This is a genomic window from Streptomyces sp. HNM0575 (genome assembly GCF_012726265.1).
Lineage (GTDB): Bacteria > Actinomycetota > Actinomycetes > Streptomycetales > Streptomycetaceae > Streptomyces.
Genome location: NZ_JAASAG010000002.1, coordinates 22,527 through 39,318, shown reverse-complemented (window position 1 = coordinate 39,318; position 16,792 = coordinate 22,527). Strand labels below are relative to the sequence as shown.

The following is a 16,792-nucleotide window of genomic DNA, read 5'->3' as shown; positions in this document are numbered from 1 at the left end:
GGCGGCGCGAGCCTAGCGCAGCCCGTCGGAGCGGAGAGCAGTCTCGTACCGATGGAACAACTTTGTGGTGGCCGAGCACTCTCCGGCGCCGTACCACTTCGCTCTGCTGAGTGCGACGCCGAGAGGATTGAACGGCGTCACAGCGGATTTGCGCCGAATTGCTCGGAGATTCCCGCAAGATGACGCCGCGGTCGGCCCCGGCAGCGTCGTCGACGCATCGGCCCGCGGCGGTGTCCGGCCCGGGGATCTCGGTACGGAAAGCGTCCGTTGCCGATGGCTGCGGACGCCGCCCGGTGGCCGAGATGACTGCGGTGCAGCCGGCCGTCGGCTGCCGCCCGGAACGCGGGCGCGTCAGGCTCGTCCCAACTCGTGCCCGCCGACCGGGTGTTGCATTACCCTCCCCCCTTGTGAAGCCGGTCGGCCACTAGGGGTCGGTGTTGGAAATCGGAACGGAACCCACCGACGCTTCCGGCGGCCGGTCTTCCCAGGCACAGCCTTCGGACGAGCCGTCCGAGACCACTCCGACCACTCCGACCACTCCGCCGAGCGACGACAAGGGGAATCCGCCGCATTCTTCGGACGGGGAGTCCATCACCCTGAAGCCTTCCTCCGGTCCTCCCGGTACGAGGTTCACCGTGAGCGGAAAGGTCGAAGAGTTCGAGATACGAGCTGTGTTGATGCTGCGGGACGGCTCCGCGCTCGGGGCGCCTCTGGGAGCCGTCACAATCAAGGACGGAGGGGAGTTCTCGGAATCCGCCCGCATTCCGAAGGACACCTCTCCCGGGGAATATCAAGTCGTGCTGAAGGACGAGGACTTCTCGGTGGAGTCCTCTTTCGACGTCGAGTAGACGGGTGGTCGACTGCCCCGCCGTGCATACGACATGGCCGCACCTGCGCCGCGGCGTGACCGCCCCGACCGGGACCATCGGCGACGCCCGCTGACGGCGGGCCCTCGGAGGCAGAACCCGGGAGGCCGGACACGCTATGCGCCGGTCCTCGCGCGGGCGCGGAAGGCGCGTTCACGCCTCACTTCTTGGATGTGACTGCCCGTCCCGTTCCGCGCGCTCCGTCGTTCGAGGGGTTGGGCCTCACGGCTCTTGTTCGCGCTGTTCAGCCGCCGCATTACTTGGGGGACTCATTCCTGTTCGGCCTTCCCCTGCCCGGCGCTGACCGGCGCTGAGGCGTGCGCCGTCATGCCCTTCTCCGTCCGGCCGGTCGACGGCAAGGCGGCGGCAGGGGCGGCGCGAACAGGCCCAGACTCCATGAGGGAGACGAAGAATGGCCTCGACCAGATCCATCGTCAAGTCGCTCCTCAGTACCGGCATGGCCGCCCTGCTCTGGGCGGCCGGTCTCGCCGTATCGCCACCGGCCGCCGCGCAGGCGGTGATCGTCGTGGGCACCCCGAGCGCGGCATGTCCGAACCCCCAGTACGCGACCATTCAGGCCGCGGTCGATGCCGCGTCAGCGGGGGACACCATCCGCGTCTGCGCCGGCACCTTCAACGAGGCGGTGACGGTGAACAAGTCATTGGTCTTCCGCGGAGCGCGGGCGGGTGTGGACGCACGCGTCGGCCGTACGAATCCCGCGCAGGAATCCATCGTCCAGCCTCCGGCGGGGTCCACGGGGTTCACCGTCACCGGCGGAGTCAGCGACGTCACCATCGACGGCTTCACCGTCCGCAACTCCACGGCGGACGGGATCAGCACGCTGGCGGGCGGCAGCGGCTTCACCATCGTCAACAACATCGTCAGCGGCAACCGGATCGGCATCAACTTCCGTTCCCCCGGCACGAGTTCCAGTCCGTCGCTGATTCGCCGGAACCGGCTGACGGACAACAACAACAGCCTGCCGCAAGGCGGGACCGGCATCTTCCTGGGCGGCGGCCAGGGCACTGACTTCACTTCGATCACCCAGAACCGGTTCAGCGGTCACGTCAACGCGGATGTCAACACCCAGGGCGTCCTGGCCGGCACCGACCCCGCGGAAGAGCTGAGCATCACCAACAACACGAGTGCGGACAGCTCCACATTCCTCGTGCTGGTCAACGCCGACGCTCCCGAGGTGACTTCGAACCAGATCACCAAGAGCTCCGCTCTCCCCGCCGGCACCGCCGTGCTCGTCGACTCGAACACCGATCAGGCGCAGATCCAGGGGAACACCATCACCGGCGGCGCCGGCAACGGCATCAGCGTGACGGCGCAGTTCGGCTCGCTGGACCCCAGCACCGCACTGAACGTACGGGGGAACATCATCACTTCCCGCACCAACGGCGTGAACGTCAGCGCGCTGGGCTCCGGCACGTTCTCCAGCAACGTCATCAGAAGCAGCAGCAACAACGGAATCCAGGTGAACTCATCGGTGGCGCCGACGGTCCCGCTGGTGTTCAACGGCAACGTCGCCACAGGCAACGCCGTATGGGACGCCAATGACGACACCAGCGGCGGCGGCACGGCCGGCACCGCCAACACCTGGACAGGGAACGTGTGTCCCAAGGACGACCCCAACGGGATCTGCGTCTGAGACCGGCTCTGACCGGCCGCCGTCCGGCGGCGCCGGCGGGCCTGCTCCACAGGCCCGCCGGCCCCGGGCCGGGCACGGATTCCACCCCGCCCCGGCTCACCGCTGCCCGAAGTAGACCTCCAGTTCCGCGATCGAGGTGAAGGTCCGCGTGCTGCCGGGTGTGCCGATGATCCGTACGCCGTCGCCCTCGGCGGCGTCGAAGGACAGCTCGTACGTCTTGTGCGGCCCGGCGCCCGCGTCGCCCGGGTAGGAGGGCGAGATCCTCAGGCCGGCACCGCGTACACGGCCCTCCCGTGCGCCCCGCCTATGTGCGCACTGGCGCGTCCGCCCTCTCCAGCCGCTGCGTGCCGGACAGGGTGCGGTAGGAGCGCGCCACCTCGGCGGTGGCGTCGGGGTCCGTCTTGTCGGAGAGGACGAAGTAGTCCATCTGCACGCGTTCGGCGTCGACGTCCAGGACTCCGTATCCGTGGGAGTCCGTGTCGAGCCACCGCACATGGGGGTTGCTGCGGCGGATCGCCGTCTGCGCCCTGGGGGAGGCCTCGACGGCGGGGACCAGCGAGATGTCGTCGAGGTTCGGGGAGGTGACGGACGTGACGACGAACTCCGTGGCCACCGGTGCCCGGTGCGACGAGCCGGCAGCCCGTAACGGCACGTCGTTGGCGAAGGCCATGTGCATGTCCCCGGCGACGAACACCGTGTCGGCGATCCCGTTGTCGCGGAGGTGGGTCAGCAGCTCACGGCGGTCGTCGGTGTAGCCGTCCCATTCGTCGAGAGTGAGCGAGGAGCCCAGCAGCCGCTCCAGGGACCGGAGCGTATCGGCGGGCACGGTGTCGAAGGCGAGGGGCGTGATCATCACCGAGGTGCCGACCAGCCGCCACCGGGCCGTCGACCCGGACAGTCCGGCCTTCAGCCAGTCCAGCTGCGCGCGTCCCGTGATGGTGCGGCCGGGGTCGTCGCGGACCCGGCGGCCGAAGAAGCCGGGCGGCTGCCGGTCGCGGAAGGAACGCAGGTCGAGCACGTGCAGGTCGGCGAGCCGGCCGAAGCGGAAGCGGCGGTACGTGGTGCCTTCCGTGGACGGCCGCACCGGCATCCACTCGAAGTACGCCTGCTTCGCGGCCCGTACGCGTCCCGCCCAGTCCTCTTCTTCCCCTCGGCCTGCCGGCCCGTGAGGCGCCCCCGCTTTGGACGTGTGGTTCGCGGCGCCTCCGGACCAGGCGTTGTTCGCGAACTCGTGGTCGTCCCACATGGCGATCACGGGGTGCGCCGCGTGCATGGCCTGAAGGTCGGGGTCGAGCTTGTGGTGTGCGTGCCTGCCGCGGTAGTCGGCAAGGGTGACGGCCTCGTTCTCGGGCTGGACCTTGCGGACGATCCTCCCCGCCGAGGCGTACTCGCCCGTGCCGCACTCGTAGATGTAGTCGCCGAGGTGGAGGACGGCGTGCAGGTCGGTGCGGGCGGCCAGGTGCCGGTAGGCGGCGAAGTAGCCGCTCTCGTAGTGGGAGCAAGAGACCACGCCGAAACGGAGGTTGGGGACCGCGGCGTTCTCGGCGCCGGCCGTACGCGTGCGCCCGTGGGGCGAGCGGACCGTGCCGGTGCTGAAGCGGAACCAGTACGTGGTGTCGGGGCGCAGCCCGCGCACGTCGGCCCTGACGGTGTGGTCGGCGGCGGCACGGGTCTTCGCCCTTCCCCGTGCGACGACGGTGGTGAACTGCTCGTCCTCCGCGACCTCCCAGGTCACATGGACGGGTGCTCCCTTTCCGGAACCGGGTACGGCCTCCCGGGAGGGGGTGACCCGGGTCCACAGCAGAACGCCGTCGGGCAGCGGGTCACCGGAGGCGACACCGTGCAGGAAGGCGGGGCCTTCGTCCGACTGTGCGCCGATGAGGCCGTTGCTGAGCGGCAGCAGCACGGCGGTCGCCGCGGTGGCCACGGCGACGGTGCGGCGCCGGGGGGTATGAGCGGATCGGCCTTCGGGAGCGGGGTCCTGGGGGGCGGCCCTGCCATCGGTCACGGCACCGGACATTACCCCCGTACATGCATAAACCAGTCGTTATCCGGTGCCCGGCGATTGGCGTCACAAGGAGCGTCGAACGGCCGGGACGAGCGAGCGGATCAGCGGATCACGAGGGCCCGTGGACGGTTTCACAGTCTGACGATCACGCACTTGAGCTGCGAGTAGTGGTTGAGCGCCTCGATGCCCTTCTCGCGGCCGTAGCCGGAGTTCTTGTAGCCGCCGAAGGGTGTCTCCACGCGCCCCGTGACCCAGGTGTTGACCCCGATCTGCCCGGCCTCGATCCGCTCGGCCACTCGAAGCGCGCGGGAGATGTCGCGGCTGAAGACCGCTCCGGCGAGACCGAATTCGGAGTCGTTGGCGATCCGGAGCGCGTCCTCCTCGGTGTCGAAGGGGATGGCGACCAGGACCGGGCCGAAGATCTCCTCGCGCGCCAGCTTGTCGTCGGGGTCGACGTCGGCGTAGAGCGTGGCCTCTACATAGGCGCCCTCGGCCAGTTCGGCGTCGTCAGCCGGGCGGCCGCCGACGACCGGTTGCCGGCCCGACGACGCCGCGTGGTTCAGGTAGTTCTTGACCTTCTCGAACTGGTCCCAGGTGATCATCGGCCCGTAGTGCTCGCCTGCCCGTATGGAGTGGAGCAGTTCGGCGACCTTGCCGACGAACTCGTGGTGAATCGAGCGCTGCACCAGCAGCCGGGTGCCCGAGGAGCAGACCTGGCCCGCGTTCGTCACGAAGGCGCGTACCGCCTCGCCTGCGGCGGCGTCCAGGTCGGCGTCCTCGAAGACGATGTTGGCGCTCTTGCCGCCGAGCTCCAGCGTCAGCGGGATGATCCTCTCAGCGGCGATCCGGCCGATCGTCCGGCCGACGTCGACGCTCCCGGTGAAGGCCACTTTGCGGACCAGAGGGTGCCTGACGATCGCCTCGCCGACGACCGGGCCGGACCCGCAGACCACGTTGAAGACCCCTTCGGGCAAGCCGCACCCGGAGGCCAGCCGAGCCAGCGCGACGGTGGTCTGCGATGTCGGCTCGGCCGGCTTGCAGACCACGGTGTTGCCCGCGGCGAGAGCCGGAGCGATCGCGCGAGCGGCCTGGTTGAGCGGCAGGTTCCACGGGGTGATCACGCCGACCACCCCGAAGGGCTCGCGCCGGGTGAAGACGTGCTGGTCCGGGGCCACATCGAGCACGTCACCGACCGGGAGGTTCACAAGGCCGGCGTAGAACTCGAAGTAGGCGGCCGAGTTCTCGATCTCGCCGAGGACGGTCGTACGCACCTTCCCGGTGTCCGCGATCTCCAGCCCGGCCAGCTCCTCGGCGTTCGCGCGGATCCCGCCCGCGATGTCGCGCAGCAGCCGGCCCCGGTCGGCGGCGGTGAACCATCGCCAGCCGGCGGCCGCGGCGGCGGCCGCCTCCGCCGCCGCGTCGACGTCGGCCACGGTGCCTGTGGCGACGGCGACATGAGGAAGGCCGCTGACGGTGCTCCGGATCTCCTGGACTTCGCCGCCGGACTCGACGAACGATCCGGCGATCCAGTGGCCGACTGTCCTTGTCATGCCTTCTCCTCCTCCGTGACGCGGAGCAGGATGGGGGCGGCCGTCATCGTGCCGTGGATGCCGAGGGTACTGGCGATCTCCATCACCTCGAGGATCTCCTGGGCGGTGGCGCCATGGCCGAGGGCGTTCTTGACGTGCAGCCGCAGGCCGGGCTCGTAGAGGTGTGTCGCGGCCGTGTCGAAGGCGATGTAGATGAGCTCCTTCACCTTCGGCTCCAGAACCCCGGTCCGCCAGGGCACCGAGGAGAACTCCAGATACGCCTCGAACATCTCCGGGTCGAGTTCGAGCATCTCGTCCCAGAACGAGTGCCAGTATCCGCGGCTCTCGGTGAACTCGTCCTTGAGCCGCTGCTGGTATTCGCCGAGCGGCGCCGGCCCCTCGTATCGGCCGGTCTCCTTGAGCACGTCCACCAGGATCGGCACTCCGATGTTCATCGCGTGGATGCCGAGGGTCGCGATGAGTTCGAGAACCTCCATCAACTCCTCGCGGGTTGCCCCCAGTTCGAGTGCCTTGCGCAGATGGGGCTCGACGCCGGCGGTGAACATGTGGGTGGCGTTCGCGTCCACCGCGAGGAAGACCAACTCCTGGGTCTTGGGGTCGAGATGGCCCTTGCGCAGCGGTGTCATCGACAGGCGGCGATATGCGTCGAGGAAGTCCGGGTCGAGCCGGCCCACGGCGTCCCACGCCGGGCTCCAGCTGCCGCGCTCCTCGATGAACCTGGCCTTGGCGGCTTCGAACTTCGAGCCGTTGGCGTCGGTGCTGGTGCTGGTGCTGGTGCTGGTGCTGGTGCCGGCGTTGGCGCTGGCGTTGGCGTCGGCGTGGTCCTGCGTCGACGAGGACGTGCGGCGCTCGGCGGTCAAGTTGCCCTCCCGGGGACGTGATCGGCGATTTCGTTCAAGGTGCGGCGGATGAGCGGTGCCACGGCGGGATAGTTCTCGGCGACGGGGAAGTGGCCGATGCCCGGCAAGGAGCCCCCCACGATTCCGGGATTGAGCCGGAGCGTCTCCAGGGTGTCCTGGGGACGGCAGGCATGGTCGTACTCGCCCGTCCACAGGTGCACCGGGCAGCGGTCGGTGTCGATATCGGCGATCCGGCCGGTCAGGTCCGAGTCCTCGGAATAGAAGTAGGTGTCTCCGCGATAGACGCCGGGCCCGCCCTGGGCATACGTCCACCACACCTCGCGGCGGGCGCCTTCAGGGCTCTGCGGCGCCATGAGGCCGTACGTCCACGACGGAATCGACTGGTGCGCGTTGATGTCCGGGCGCATCGACCAGTCCATGAAGCGGCCCGGTACCTTCGCCGCGCCCGAGAAGCCGAGCACGCCCCGGAACTCCTCCGGGTGTTCGAGCGCCAGGTGCAGCACCAGCGACGCGGCCATGGAACAGCCGACGACGATCGGCCGGTCCAGGCCGAGACCGGCGACGACGGCGCGCACCGTCTCGACGTAGCGGGACCGGGTGAGCAGGTACTCCTCGCGCCACCAGCCGTCCGGCGGCGAGGACTTGCCGTGGAAGGGCAGGTCGAAGGCGCTCAGCTGACAGCGCTCCGTCAGCCGCGGGTCGGCGAGCATGTGCCGGTACTGCCGGGAGTCGGAGCCCGCGGTGTGCAGGCACAGCACGGGAACGCCCTCGCCGGCACGCTCGACGTAGATCCGGCAGTCCCGCCCGTCGATCGTCAGCGTCACATATCCGCCCGTGACCGCCTCGAACTCGGCTCGGCCGTGAACGCCGGCCGTCATGCCGTCTCCCGGGCGACCTCGACGAACCGGTTGAGGATCCGCAGGTTCCGTACGAGCACCTCCAGCGAGGGCGACACCGTGAAGGTCGTCGCGGACTTGCCCAGCGAGAGCAGATCGTGCAGTCCGGGCGACGGCGCCGGGTCCAGCAGCGCCGTCCAGTCGGCCGCCGTTCCGCGGAGCGTGACCTCGTCCGAGTGCTCGGACGGACGGCCGAGCCGGACCACGCGGCGCTCGCCGTCGCAGTCGATCACGACGGCGACGGGACCGAACCGGGCCAGCAGGTCCAGTTCGGCGTCGGCACCCGACACCGCGGCCGACGCGAGCCGGTCGAGCACGGACTCAGTCGGTCGTGAAGTCGACATTCTTGGTCTCCGGACCGAGCGCACCTCCGATGCCGCCGAGCAGTCCGCCGACGGCCAGCAGCGTGACCGCGGCGGCGGTGGGCGACATGAAGCTCTCCAGCCCGGTGAGGTAGAAGGCGTAGAACGAGGGGATGACCACCGAGGCGCTGAAGCCGAGGCCGAAGCCGGACGCCCGCACGCCGGTGTGGAAGCGCTCGGTGATGTAGGGCAGCACGACGCCCCACGGCGCGGTGACCAGGATCGAGAAGAGGCAGACGATCAGGGTGATGAAGCCCCAGGACTCGTCCTTGCCGTTCATCAGGACGACCAGCAGGACCGAGCCGACGACCGCGATCAGCGGCCCGACGACCATGAAGAAGGTGCGCCGGCCGATCCTCTGGCCGAGCAGGCCCGCACCGATGTAGCTGAAGACCAGGCAGAAGTAGGCGATCAGCAGCGTGGTGGTCAGCTGGGTGCCGGTCAGGCCGAGGGTCTTGGGCAGCGCGGAGGCCGGCAGGAAGAGGGTCACCATGTTCTGCGTCAGCCAGAAGCCGGTCATCATCAGGAAGACCTGAAGGAAGTTCCGCAGACTGGCGCCGCGGAACACCTCCTTGAGAGGCGACCCCTTGGTCTCGGAGACCTTCCAGATCTCCGACTCCGACACGCTCCTCGTGTAGTAGAGCGCCAGAGCTCCGGCGAGCAGGGCGCCGATGACGAACGGGATTCGCCACCCCCACTGCACATAGCTGGAGTTGACGTCCCCGACGGTGAAGATGCTGAACGAGGCCAGACCGACCAGGTTGATCACGATGTACGCGGCCGGGAAGGCGGCGAGGACCAAGCCGCCGACCAGACCGCGGCGTTCCTTCGGCGAATACTCCATCGCCAGCGGCAGCGCGCCCGTGTAGCCGCCGCCGAGGAAGACGCCGTCGAGGAAGCGCAGGGCGATCAGGATCCAGAAGGACGCGATGCCGATGCCGGCGTAACCGGGCAGCAGCCCGATGAGCAGCGTGACGACGCCGAAGCCCGCGACGGACAGGATCGTCGTCCTGCGCCTGCCGAGGCGGTCGGCCATGTGACCGAAGATCGCGGCGCCGACCGGACGGCCGACCAGGGTCGTGGCGAAGATGAGCGACGTCATGATGGCGTCGAGACCCGGGCTGACGTCCTTGGGCCTGAAGTAGAGCATGGCCGGCGTAAGGATCACCGTGGGCAGATAGATGTCGAACATGTCGACGAACTCGGCGTAGACCGCGCCTCGCGTCGCCGCCTTGCGCTTGGTCTCGCTCCGGGCGGAGTCCTCCGCCGTGATCCCCGGCCGGGGCACGCGCTGATCGGGCCCGGACTGAGCATTCGCCATGGCTCCCACTTCCCGTCCCGAGATTGTCAGACATTCGAGATGCGGGACATCGTGGATGCCGGCTTCCGCGCTGTCAACCCTTTGTCGGGCACGCGCTCCTGACCGTGATCCTCCCTCTTTTCTCCGTCCTAAACAGTGGGCTAATCATGACAGAAGGGGCGTAACGGCCCGTGGAAATGCGATCGTTGGGCGGCGAACCGCGGGACCTGCCGTCACGTGGAGAACCCGTCTTGCGTCACGAATTTTTGTCAGACAAACTCTGCGGCGGAGGAGGTGGGCAATGACGGACACCTATGAGGTGCTCGCGCTGCGATACGCATCGCGGACGACCAGCCGCGCGCAGGTCTTCCTCAACTACCACCTGTACGACGAGCCCGACGCCCCGATACAGATGGACTACTACGTGTGGGTCGTGCGCAACCACAGGCGCACGGTCGTGGTGGACACCGGCTACGGGGAGTCGGGCGGCCGCAACCGCGGTCGCGGGCACCTGGTGCATCCTGTCCGGCTGCTGTCGCGGGCGGGGGTCGACGCCGCAGACGTCGGCCTGCTGCCCATCACGCACGCGCACTACGACCACATAGGCAACCTCACGTCCTTCCCGGCCGCGCGCATCAGGATCGCCCGCTCCGAGCGGGACTTCTGGCGCGGACCCACGGCGGACCGGTTCATGTTCAATCACGCCTGCGAGGCGGCCGAACTCGCCGAGCTGGAGAAGGCCGACGCGGAGGGCCGGGTCGAGGTCTTCGAAGGGCGCACGGAGATCGCGCCGGGCATCGAGATGATCGAGGTCGGCGGTCACACCCACGGCCAGTCGATCCTGACCGTCCCGACCGGCGAGGGCCTGGTGGTGCTGGCCAGCGACGCGGCCCACTACTACGAGGAGATCGAGCGGGACAGGCCGTTCAGCATCGTCGACGATCTCGACCGGATGTACCGCGGATTCGACCTGCTGCGCTCGCTCATAGAGAACCAGCAGGCGATCGTGCTGCCCGGACACGACCCCGACGTGATGCACCGCCACCGGCCCCTCGACGGAGAGCTGGCCGGTCACGGAATCGTGATCGGGGACATGGGCGAAGGAGCGACCTCATGACTGCCGCGCCACCCGGATCCGGATCAGGAGTGGAAGGCGCCTACGGCCCGGTCGGATGCATCGGCCTGGGCAACATGGGCGGGCGGATGGCGGCCCGGTTGTTGCGCGCCGGCCACACCGCGGTCGGCCACGACCCGCACACCTCGGGCCCCGAGGGCGCAGAGCGTGTTTCTTCGCCCGCCGAGGTCGCTCGCCGCTGCCGGACGATCCTGCTGTCGCTTCCGTCCTCGCGGACCGTCGAAGAGGTGATGCACGGCGCGGACGGCCTGATCGACGCCGTACGGCCCGAGACGGTCGTCGTCGACCTCAGCACCTCGGAGCCCGCCTCGACCATCGCGCTCTCGCCGAAGCTCGCGGACAAGGGCGCGGAGCTGGTCGACGCCGGAGTCTCCGGCGGTGCGGCAGCGGCCGAGGCCGGTGAGCTGACCCTGATGGTGGGCGGACCGGAGGCCACGGTCGACCGACTCGCGCCGGTCTTCTCCGCGTTCGCCACCAACGTCTTCCGGCTCGGGTCGGTCGGGGCCGGGCACACCGCGAAGCTGCTGAACAACTTCCTCAACGCGATCGCCCTGTCGGCCACGGCCGAGGTGATGGTGGCCGGGCGCAAAGCCGGGCTGGACCTCACGGTCCTGCTCGACGCGATCAACGTCAGCTCGGGGGTCAACTTCGCCACCCAGAAGCGCTTCCCGAAGATCATCGAGGGCGACTACCTCAAGGGCGGCCTGACGAACGCCCTGATGATGAAGGACGTGCTCGCCTACGTCGATCTGGTGGCCGGGCTGGGTGTCGCCAGCCCCAACTCGGCGGCCGCCGTCTCCTCTTTCGGCACGGCATTGCAGCTGGGCTACGCCGACGTGATCAGCAACACCGTCGTCGACGCGATCGGCGACCTCTCTGGCGGCGTCCGGGTCCACGACAAGGACCACGACACCGGAAGGAACGGGAAATGAAGCTCATACACGGCACCGAACAGCACGGCATGGGAACGAAGTCGGGGTCACAGTTCACCGGCTCGGTGAACTCCTATCTCGTGATGCCCGCCACCGACGGAGTGGTCGTCAACACGGTGAACTTCAATCCCGGTGCGCGCACCTTCTGGCACGAGCACGAGCGCGGACAGATCCTTCAAGTGCTCGCGGGCGAGGGCGTGGTGTGCACGGACGCCGACGGGATCCGGCGGCTACGCGCCGGGGACACGGTGTGGTGCCCGCCCGGCGAGCGGCACTGGCACGGGGCCGCGCCGGACTCCTACATGGTGCACACCGCGATCTCGCTCGGCACGACGGTCTGGGCCGAGGAGGTCTCCCAAGAGGAGTACGAGGCCCCGCAGAGCGAAGAGGCCCCGCAGAGCGAAGGAGAGCGCTGATGTCCAGCGGCACACGCGAGGACGGCACACGCGAGGACGGCACACGCGAGGACGGCACACGCGAGCCTGGCACACGCGAGGACGGCACACGCGACGACGTCTACGACGCCGGCCTCCGGATGCGGAAGGCGGTTCTCGGCGCCGAGCACGTCGAGCGGTCGTTGGAGGAAGTCAGCGACTTCGCCCGTCCGGTGCAGGAACTGGTCACCGAGTACTGCTGGGGCGCGGTGTGGACCCGGCCGGGCATCGACAAGCGGACCCGCAGCATGATCAACCTCGCCATGCTCACGGCGCTCAACCGCGGGCACGAGCTGGCCGTTCACGTGCGCGGGGCGCTCACCAACGGGGTCACCGAGGAGGAGATCCAGGAGGTGCTGCTCCAGACCGCCGTCTACGTAGGCGTACCGGCCTCGCTCGAGTCCTTCCGCGTGGCGGAGCGAGTGATCAACGAGGTGAACGGCGATGGCTGAGCCCGTTCCACAGGACGCCGAATCCGCAGCGGGCGCGGGCGTCATCGCGTTCATCGGCCTGGGCAAGATGGGCATGCCGATGGCGAGTTGCCTGATCGGCGGCGGCCACGGCGTCGTCGGCTTCGACGTCTCGCAGGCCCCGCGGCAGAAGCTCGCGGCGGCCGGGGGCACGGCGGTCGCGACGCCCGCGGAAGCGGTGACGGGCGCCCGGACGGTCATCCTGATGCTGCCCGACTCGCGAACCGTCGAGGCGGTAGTCGACGACATCGGCGACTCGCTGGCGGCCGGGACCACGGTGATCGACATGAGTTCCTCGGAACCGACGTCGACCCGCAGGCTGGCGGATCTCCTGGCTGCGCGGGACATACGGTTCATTGACGCCCCGGTCTCCGGCGGAGTGATCCGGGCCGTGGACGGATCGCTCACGATCATGGTGGGCGCCCCGGAGGAGGAGTTCGAGCGGCTGCTCCCGGTCCTGTCGCTGATGGGCACACCGCAGCGCGCCGGCGAAGTCGGGGCCGGTCACGCGGCCAAGGCGATCAACAACCTGCTGTCGGCGACTCACTTGCTCATCACCGCGGAGGGCATCGAGGCGGGCAGGCGGTTCGGACTGGACCCGGCGCTGCTCATCGACATCGTCAACACCTCCAGCGGGCGCAGCGGTTCGACCGAGACCAAGTACCCGAAGTTCGTGCTCCCGGAGACCTTCGACTCGGGCTTCGGACTCCGGCTGCTCGTCAAGGACATGCGCATAGCGGCCTCGCTCGCCAGGGAGGTGGGCTCCTCGACCGAGCTCACGGACGCGGCGATCGAGCAGTGGGCAGCGGCGGCCGAGGAGCTCCAGGCGGACGCCGACCACACTGAGATCGCCCGCTGGATGTCCGCACGCCACGGGTAGGATGTTGGCTTTCGGTGGTGAAGGGGGTGGATCCGTGCCCAAGGCTCCCGAGCGAACGACCAAGGTCCGGCGGCCGGTTGAGCCGTCGGCCGGCGCCGACGGAGCGACCGTCCGTCTCAAGGTGACGACGGCCCTGCGCGACGCGATCCGCGATCTGACCCTCTCGCCCGGTCAGCGGCTGGTGGAGCGGGAGCTCGTCGAGTCCTACGGGGTGTCGCGGGCGACCATCCGCGAGGTGCTTCAGACGCTTTCCAGCGAGGGCCTGGTGACGTGCGTCCCGCAGCGCGGCGCGACGGTCTCGACGGTCGACATCTCGGATGCGCGCGACATATACGAGATCCGCGAGAAGCTCGAATGCATGCTGGTGCGCCAGTTCGCCGAGCGCGCGTCGCGCGCCCAGCGCCTCCGACTGGAGGTCGCCGTCGAGGAGTTCGCCGAGGCGGTCGAGGCCGGTCTGCCGATCGGCCGGACCCTGACGGTCAAGGACCGGTTCTACGAAGTGCTCCTGGAGGGCGCGGACTCGAACGTGCTGAAGGAGGTCATCGGCAGCATCCAGGCGCGGGTGACCCAGCTGCGGGCGACGTCGATGTCGACCTCCGGCCGTGGCGAAGTCGCCGCCCAGGAGCTGCGTGCGGTCGCGGCGGCCGTGTCCGGCGGGGACGCCGCCGCAGCAGTCAGCGCGTACGCCCACCACATCCGGCGGGCGGCGCAGACCGCCACCGACGCGCTCAGCCGGACCGGCCCGGACCGTGAGGAAGCCGGCGCCGGGCTCACGGAGCAGGCGTCCTCGTAGCACGCTCTGTGGGCGAACGCCCCGACGTGCAGGCCGGGTTACGTGCAGGCCGGGTAGGGCCGGACTTCCCAGCTCACAGGTGGCCCAGGCTGCGGGGGCGGCCGGTCCGGCGGCGAATCCGCGGTGACCGCGCCGGGAGCGGCGGGTGATACTGGTCCGCGACCGAGTAGATGTACCAGGAACCGGAGTTGCGGTGGACGGCGCGGAGACCACAGGCGAGGACACCGCGCGGGCGGAGGGCAGGCAGGCCGGGCGGGATCTCCCGGCGGCCCGGGACGCGCCGGTCGACGATCCGCCGGGCACCGACGCGCCCGTCAACGACCTACCCGTCAACGACCTGCCGGTCAACGACCTACCCGTCAACGACCTGCCGCCGCGCGCCGGTTGGCGGCGGCTGATGATGGACACCCGCCCGCTGCGCCACCTGCCCTTCCGCCGGCTGTGGCTCTCCACGGCCGTCACCGCGGTCGGCAGCCAGCTGACCGCCGTGGCCGTGCCCAAGCAGGTGTACGACATCACCGGCTCCTCGGCCTGGGTCGGCTACGCAAGCTTCGCCGGGCTGATCCCGCTCGTACTCTTCGCGCTCTGGGGCGGCGCGATCGCGGACACCGTGGACCGGCGCAAGCTGCTGCTCGTCACGAACGCGGGCATCGCCGTCACCTCGCTGCTGTTCTGGGTGCAGGCGGCCACCGGCGCCGATTCGGTTCTGTTGCTGATTCTGCTGCTGGCGTCACAGCAGGCGTTCTTCGGCATCAACCAGACCACCCGCAGCGCCTCCATCGCCCGGCTCGTGTCCCTGGAGGAACTGCCCGCCTCGAACGCGCTGATGTCGACCGTGGGATCCACCGGCATGGTCTTCGGCCCCCTGCTGGCCGGTGCGCTCATCCCCGTCGTCGGACTGCCGGAGCTGTATCTGATCGATGCGGTGGGACTGTGCGCGGCGCTGTGGGCGGTGTGGCGGCTGCCCGCCCTGCCGCCGCTGACCGGGACCGGGACCGGGACGGAGGCTGGGACCGCGACGGAGGCGGGTACCGGAACCGGGAGTCGGACTCGGACTGGAACCGGGACTCGGACCGGGACCGGGACCGGGACCGCGGCCGCGGCTCCGCGGCGCGCGGGCTGGCGTGAAGTGGCGGCCGGATTCCGGTACATCACCGCCAGCCGGGTCCTGCTGCTCTCCTTCGTCGCCGACATCGTCGCCATGGTCTTCGGCATGCCCCGCGCCCTGTTCCCCCAACTCGCCGCCACGACCTACTCGCCGTGGGGCGAAGGCCTCGCCCTGGGCCTGCTGTTCGCGGCGATCCCTATCGGTGCGGTCGTGGGCGGGCTGTTCTCCGGGACCTTCTCCCGGGCACGCAACCACGGCGTCATGGTCATCGCAGCCGTGGTCGCCTGGGGGATCGCCGTCGCGGGCAGCGGCCTGAGCCCGAGCCTCTACTGGGCGGTCGGCTTCCTCGTGGCGGGCGGCGCCGCCGACATGGTCTCCATGGTCTTCCGCGGCGCCATCCTCCAGTCCGTGGCCACCGACGACATGCGGGGCCGCATGCAGGGGGTGTTCACGGTCGTGGTGGCGGGTGGCCCGCGAGTGGCTGACCTGGTGCACGGCATGGCGGGCGCCGCCCTGGGCACGCGCACGGCCGTCACCGCCGGCGGCCTTCTCGTCGTCGTCACCATGCTGGCCCTGGCGCTCGCGATGCCGGCGCTGCGCCACTACCGGGCCTGATTCCGGGGCGACTTCGGAGCTTCCCGGGCGGTGGCGCGAACCTCCGCCAGAGCCGCTGGGGCCGGGCGAGGTGCCTCCGACTCTCCGATGCTGCCGGACTGGTAAGAGCGCCAGGTGGCTTAGCTGCCCGGCGGTCCACGGTTTTCCTCGTACCGGCCCTCCACCCGCCGTCGGCGAGGATCGCGCCTCCGCCGTGGACGGGACCGCCGCCCGCGCCGACCACTCAGCGGCGCAGCCGGGCCGCGAGCCCGTCGAGCACGCAGTCCAGGCCGAACGCGAACTCGGCGTCCGGGTCCTGTTCCTCGGCTTCGTGTACGCGGCGGGCGAGCATCGGGTGCTCGCCCGCCGCGAGGACCTCGCTGATGTAGGGACCGACGCTGCGCTGCCACTCCTCCTCGGTCAGGCCGGTGCGCTGCTCCGCGCGCCGATGGGCCTGCTGGGCCGCGACCGAGCCCAGCACGTACGCGTGCACCACGCCGAGCGCCTGCGAGGCCGGCGTGATGTCGGGCGTGAGCGCGACGGCGGCACGCAGCGCGGACTCGGACCGCCGCAGCGAGTTGGGGCCGAGCGCGGGCCTGCCCGCCAGTTCACCCGCCAGCCAGGGGTGCCGCAGCAGCGTCGCCCGCAACGCGTGGGCGACCGCCCCCAGATCGGCACGCCAGTCCCCGGTGGACTCGGGCAGCGGATCCTCGCCCTGCGCCGCGTCGACCATCAGGTCCACCAGTTCGTCGCGGTTGGTGATGTACCGGTACAGCGAGGCGGTGCCGGAACCGAGATCGCCCGCGACCCGCCGCATCGACACCGCCGCCAGTCCCTCCGCGTCCGCGACGGCCAGCGCGGCGGCCACGTACTGCTCCACGCCGGGTGCGCGTCGACGCGGCTCGGGGCGCGGCCGGGTCCAGACCGACGAGGGGACGGGCTCGGTCATC

16 protein-coding genes are annotated in these 16,792 nt (G+C 69.9%); 9 read left to right on the top strand and 7 right to left on the bottom strand.

What is annotated here, in order from left to right; genetic code table 11:
- The first annotated feature begins 635 nt into the window (after positions 1-635).
- Both HCC61_RS04175 and HCC61_RS04170 read left to right on the top strand, forming a co-directional pair.
- Positions 636-848, top strand: a complete 213-nt coding sequence (locus HCC61_RS04175; protein WP_169133915.1) for a hypothetical protein — start codon at positions 636-638, stop codon at positions 846-848.
- 430 nt (positions 849-1,278) lie between these two features.
- Entirely contained in the window at positions 1,279-2,520 is a 1,242-nt protein-coding gene (locus HCC61_RS04170) for a right-handed parallel beta-helix repeat-containing protein (RefSeq protein ID WP_169133914.1), read from the top strand.
- A 304-nt stretch (positions 2,521-2,824) separates the two neighbouring features.
- On the opposite strand, the gene HCC61_RS04165 is transcribed toward HCC61_RS04170, so the two are convergent.
- From HCC61_RS04165 to HCC61_RS04140, 6 genes are all read right to left on the bottom strand, one after another.
- Positions 2,825-4,528 carry an alkaline phosphatase D family protein gene (locus tag HCC61_RS04165; RefSeq protein ID WP_346777021.1) on the bottom strand — a complete coding sequence of 568 codons (1,704 nt, stop codon included), beginning with the start codon at positions 4,526-4,528 and terminating at the stop codon, positions 2,825-2,827.
- 131 nt (positions 4,529-4,659) lie between these two features.
- Positions 4,660-6,078, bottom strand: coding sequence for an aldehyde dehydrogenase family protein (locus HCC61_RS04160; RefSeq protein ID WP_169133912.1), 1,419 nt, complete (start codon positions 6,076-6,078; stop codon positions 4,660-4,662).
- Positions 6,075-6,938, bottom strand: a complete 864-nt coding sequence (locus tag HCC61_RS04155; RefSeq protein WP_206322107.1) for a carboxymuconolactone decarboxylase family protein — start codon at positions 6,936-6,938, stop codon at positions 6,075-6,077. Before HCC61_RS04155 ends, HCC61_RS04160 begins: the two co-directional genes overlap by 4 nt.
- Positions 6,935-7,816, bottom strand: a complete 882-nt coding sequence (locus HCC61_RS04150) for an alpha/beta hydrolase (RefSeq protein WP_169133911.1) — start codon at positions 7,814-7,816, stop codon at positions 6,935-6,937. The genes HCC61_RS04155 and HCC61_RS04150 overlap by 4 nt, the downstream gene beginning before the upstream one ends.
- Positions 7,813-8,178: a hypothetical protein gene (locus tag HCC61_RS04145; RefSeq protein WP_169133910.1), complete on the bottom strand. Its 366-nt coding sequence runs from the start codon at positions 8,176-8,178 to the stop codon at positions 7,813-7,815. The genes HCC61_RS04150 and HCC61_RS04145 overlap by 4 nt, the downstream gene beginning before the upstream one ends.
- Positions 8,156-9,517 (bottom strand): MFS transporter, encoded by a 1,362-nt coding sequence (locus HCC61_RS04140; protein ID WP_169133909.1) that lies wholly within the window; start codon positions 9,515-9,517, stop codon positions 8,156-8,158. Before HCC61_RS04140 ends, HCC61_RS04145 begins: the two co-directional genes overlap by 23 nt.
- Before the next feature lie 280 nt (positions 9,518-9,797).
- Here HCC61_RS04140 and HCC61_RS04135 point away from each other — a divergent pair, with 280 nt between their 5' ends.
- From HCC61_RS04135 to HCC61_RS04105, 7 genes are all read left to right on the top strand, one after another.
- Positions 9,798-10,613 carry an N-acyl homoserine lactonase family protein gene (locus HCC61_RS04135; RefSeq protein WP_169133908.1) on the top strand — a complete coding sequence of 272 codons (816 nt, stop codon included), beginning with the start codon at positions 9,798-9,800 and terminating at the stop codon, positions 10,611-10,613.
- On the top strand, positions 10,610-11,563 hold the full coding sequence (locus HCC61_RS04130; protein ID WP_169133907.1) for an NAD(P)-dependent oxidoreductase: 954 nt from the start codon (positions 10,610-10,612) through the stop codon (positions 11,561-11,563). Before HCC61_RS04135 ends, HCC61_RS04130 begins: the two co-directional genes overlap by 4 nt.
- Positions 11,560-11,979 carry a cupin domain-containing protein gene (locus tag HCC61_RS04125; protein ID WP_169133906.1) on the top strand — a complete coding sequence of 140 codons (420 nt, stop codon included), beginning with the start codon at positions 11,560-11,562 and terminating at the stop codon, positions 11,977-11,979. Before HCC61_RS04130 ends, HCC61_RS04125 begins: the two co-directional genes overlap by 4 nt.
- Positions 11,979-12,449 (top strand): 4-carboxymuconolactone decarboxylase, encoded by a 471-nt coding sequence (gene pcaC, locus HCC61_RS04120; protein ID WP_169133905.1) that lies wholly within the window; start codon positions 11,979-11,981, stop codon positions 12,447-12,449. Before HCC61_RS04125 ends, pcaC begins: the two co-directional genes overlap by 1 nt.
- Positions 12,442-13,347 carry an NAD(P)-dependent oxidoreductase gene (locus HCC61_RS04115; protein ID WP_169133904.1) on the top strand — a complete coding sequence of 302 codons (906 nt, stop codon included), beginning with the start codon at positions 12,442-12,444 and terminating at the stop codon, positions 13,345-13,347. Before pcaC ends, HCC61_RS04115 begins: the two co-directional genes overlap by 8 nt.
- Before the next feature lie 34 nt (positions 13,348-13,381).
- Complete coding sequence (locus HCC61_RS04110) at positions 13,382-14,140, top strand: GntR family transcriptional regulator (RefSeq protein ID WP_169133903.1); 759 nt, start codon at positions 13,382-13,384, stop codon at positions 14,138-14,140.
- 397 nt (positions 14,141-14,537) lie between these two features.
- Positions 14,538-15,863, top strand: coding sequence for an MFS transporter (locus tag HCC61_RS04105; protein ID WP_169134486.1), 1,326 nt, complete (start codon positions 14,538-14,540; stop codon positions 15,861-15,863).
- Between the two features lie 223 nt (positions 15,864-16,086).
- Here the strand turns inward: HCC61_RS04105 and HCC61_RS04100 are convergent, their stop codons facing one another.
- A complete protein-coding gene (locus HCC61_RS04100) occupies positions 16,087-16,791 on the bottom strand; it encodes a TetR/AcrR family transcriptional regulator C-terminal domain-containing protein (RefSeq protein WP_206322106.1) in 705 nt (234 codons plus the stop codon).
- Between the last annotated feature and the right edge of the window lies 1 nt (position 16,792).

Coding starts and splice junctions, on each gene's coding strand:
- HCC61_RS04170 (WP_169133914.1), top strand. CDS start 1,279: ATGGCCTCGACCAGATCCATCGTCAAGTCGCTCCTCAGTACCGGCATG.
- HCC61_RS04160 (WP_169133912.1), bottom strand. CDS start 6,078: ATGACAAGGACAGTCGGCCACTGGATCGCCGGATCGTTCGTCGAGTCC.
- HCC61_RS04150 (WP_169133911.1), bottom strand. CDS start 7,816: ATGACGGCCGGCGTTCACGGCCGAGCCGAGTTCGAGGCGGTCACGGGC.
- HCC61_RS04145 (WP_169133910.1), bottom strand. CDS start 8,178: ATGTCGACTTCACGACCGACTGAGTCCGTGCTCGACCGGCTCGCGTCG.
- HCC61_RS04140 (WP_169133909.1), bottom strand. CDS start 9,517: ATGGCGAATGCTCAGTCCGGGCCCGATCAGCGCGTGCCCCGGCCGGGG.
- HCC61_RS04135 (WP_169133908.1), top strand. CDS start 9,798: ATGACGGACACCTATGAGGTGCTCGCGCTGCGATACGCATCGCGGACG.
- HCC61_RS04130 (WP_169133907.1), top strand. CDS start 10,610: ATGACTGCCGCGCCACCCGGATCCGGATCAGGAGTGGAAGGCGCCTAC.
- HCC61_RS04125 (WP_169133906.1), top strand. CDS start 11,560: ATGAAGCTCATACACGGCACCGAACAGCACGGCATGGGAACGAAGTCG.
- pcaC (WP_169133905.1), top strand. CDS start 11,979: ATGTCCAGCGGCACACGCGAGGACGGCACACGCGAGGACGGCACACGC.
- HCC61_RS04115 (WP_169133904.1), top strand. CDS start 12,442: ATGGCTGAGCCCGTTCCACAGGACGCCGAATCCGCAGCGGGCGCGGGC.
- HCC61_RS04105 (WP_169134486.1), top strand. CDS start 14,538: ATGATGGACACCCGCCCGCTGCGCCACCTGCCCTTCCGCCGGCTGTGG.
- HCC61_RS04100 (WP_206322106.1), bottom strand. CDS start 16,791: ATGACCGAGCCCGTCCCCTCGTCGGTCTGGACCCGGCCGCGCCCCGAG.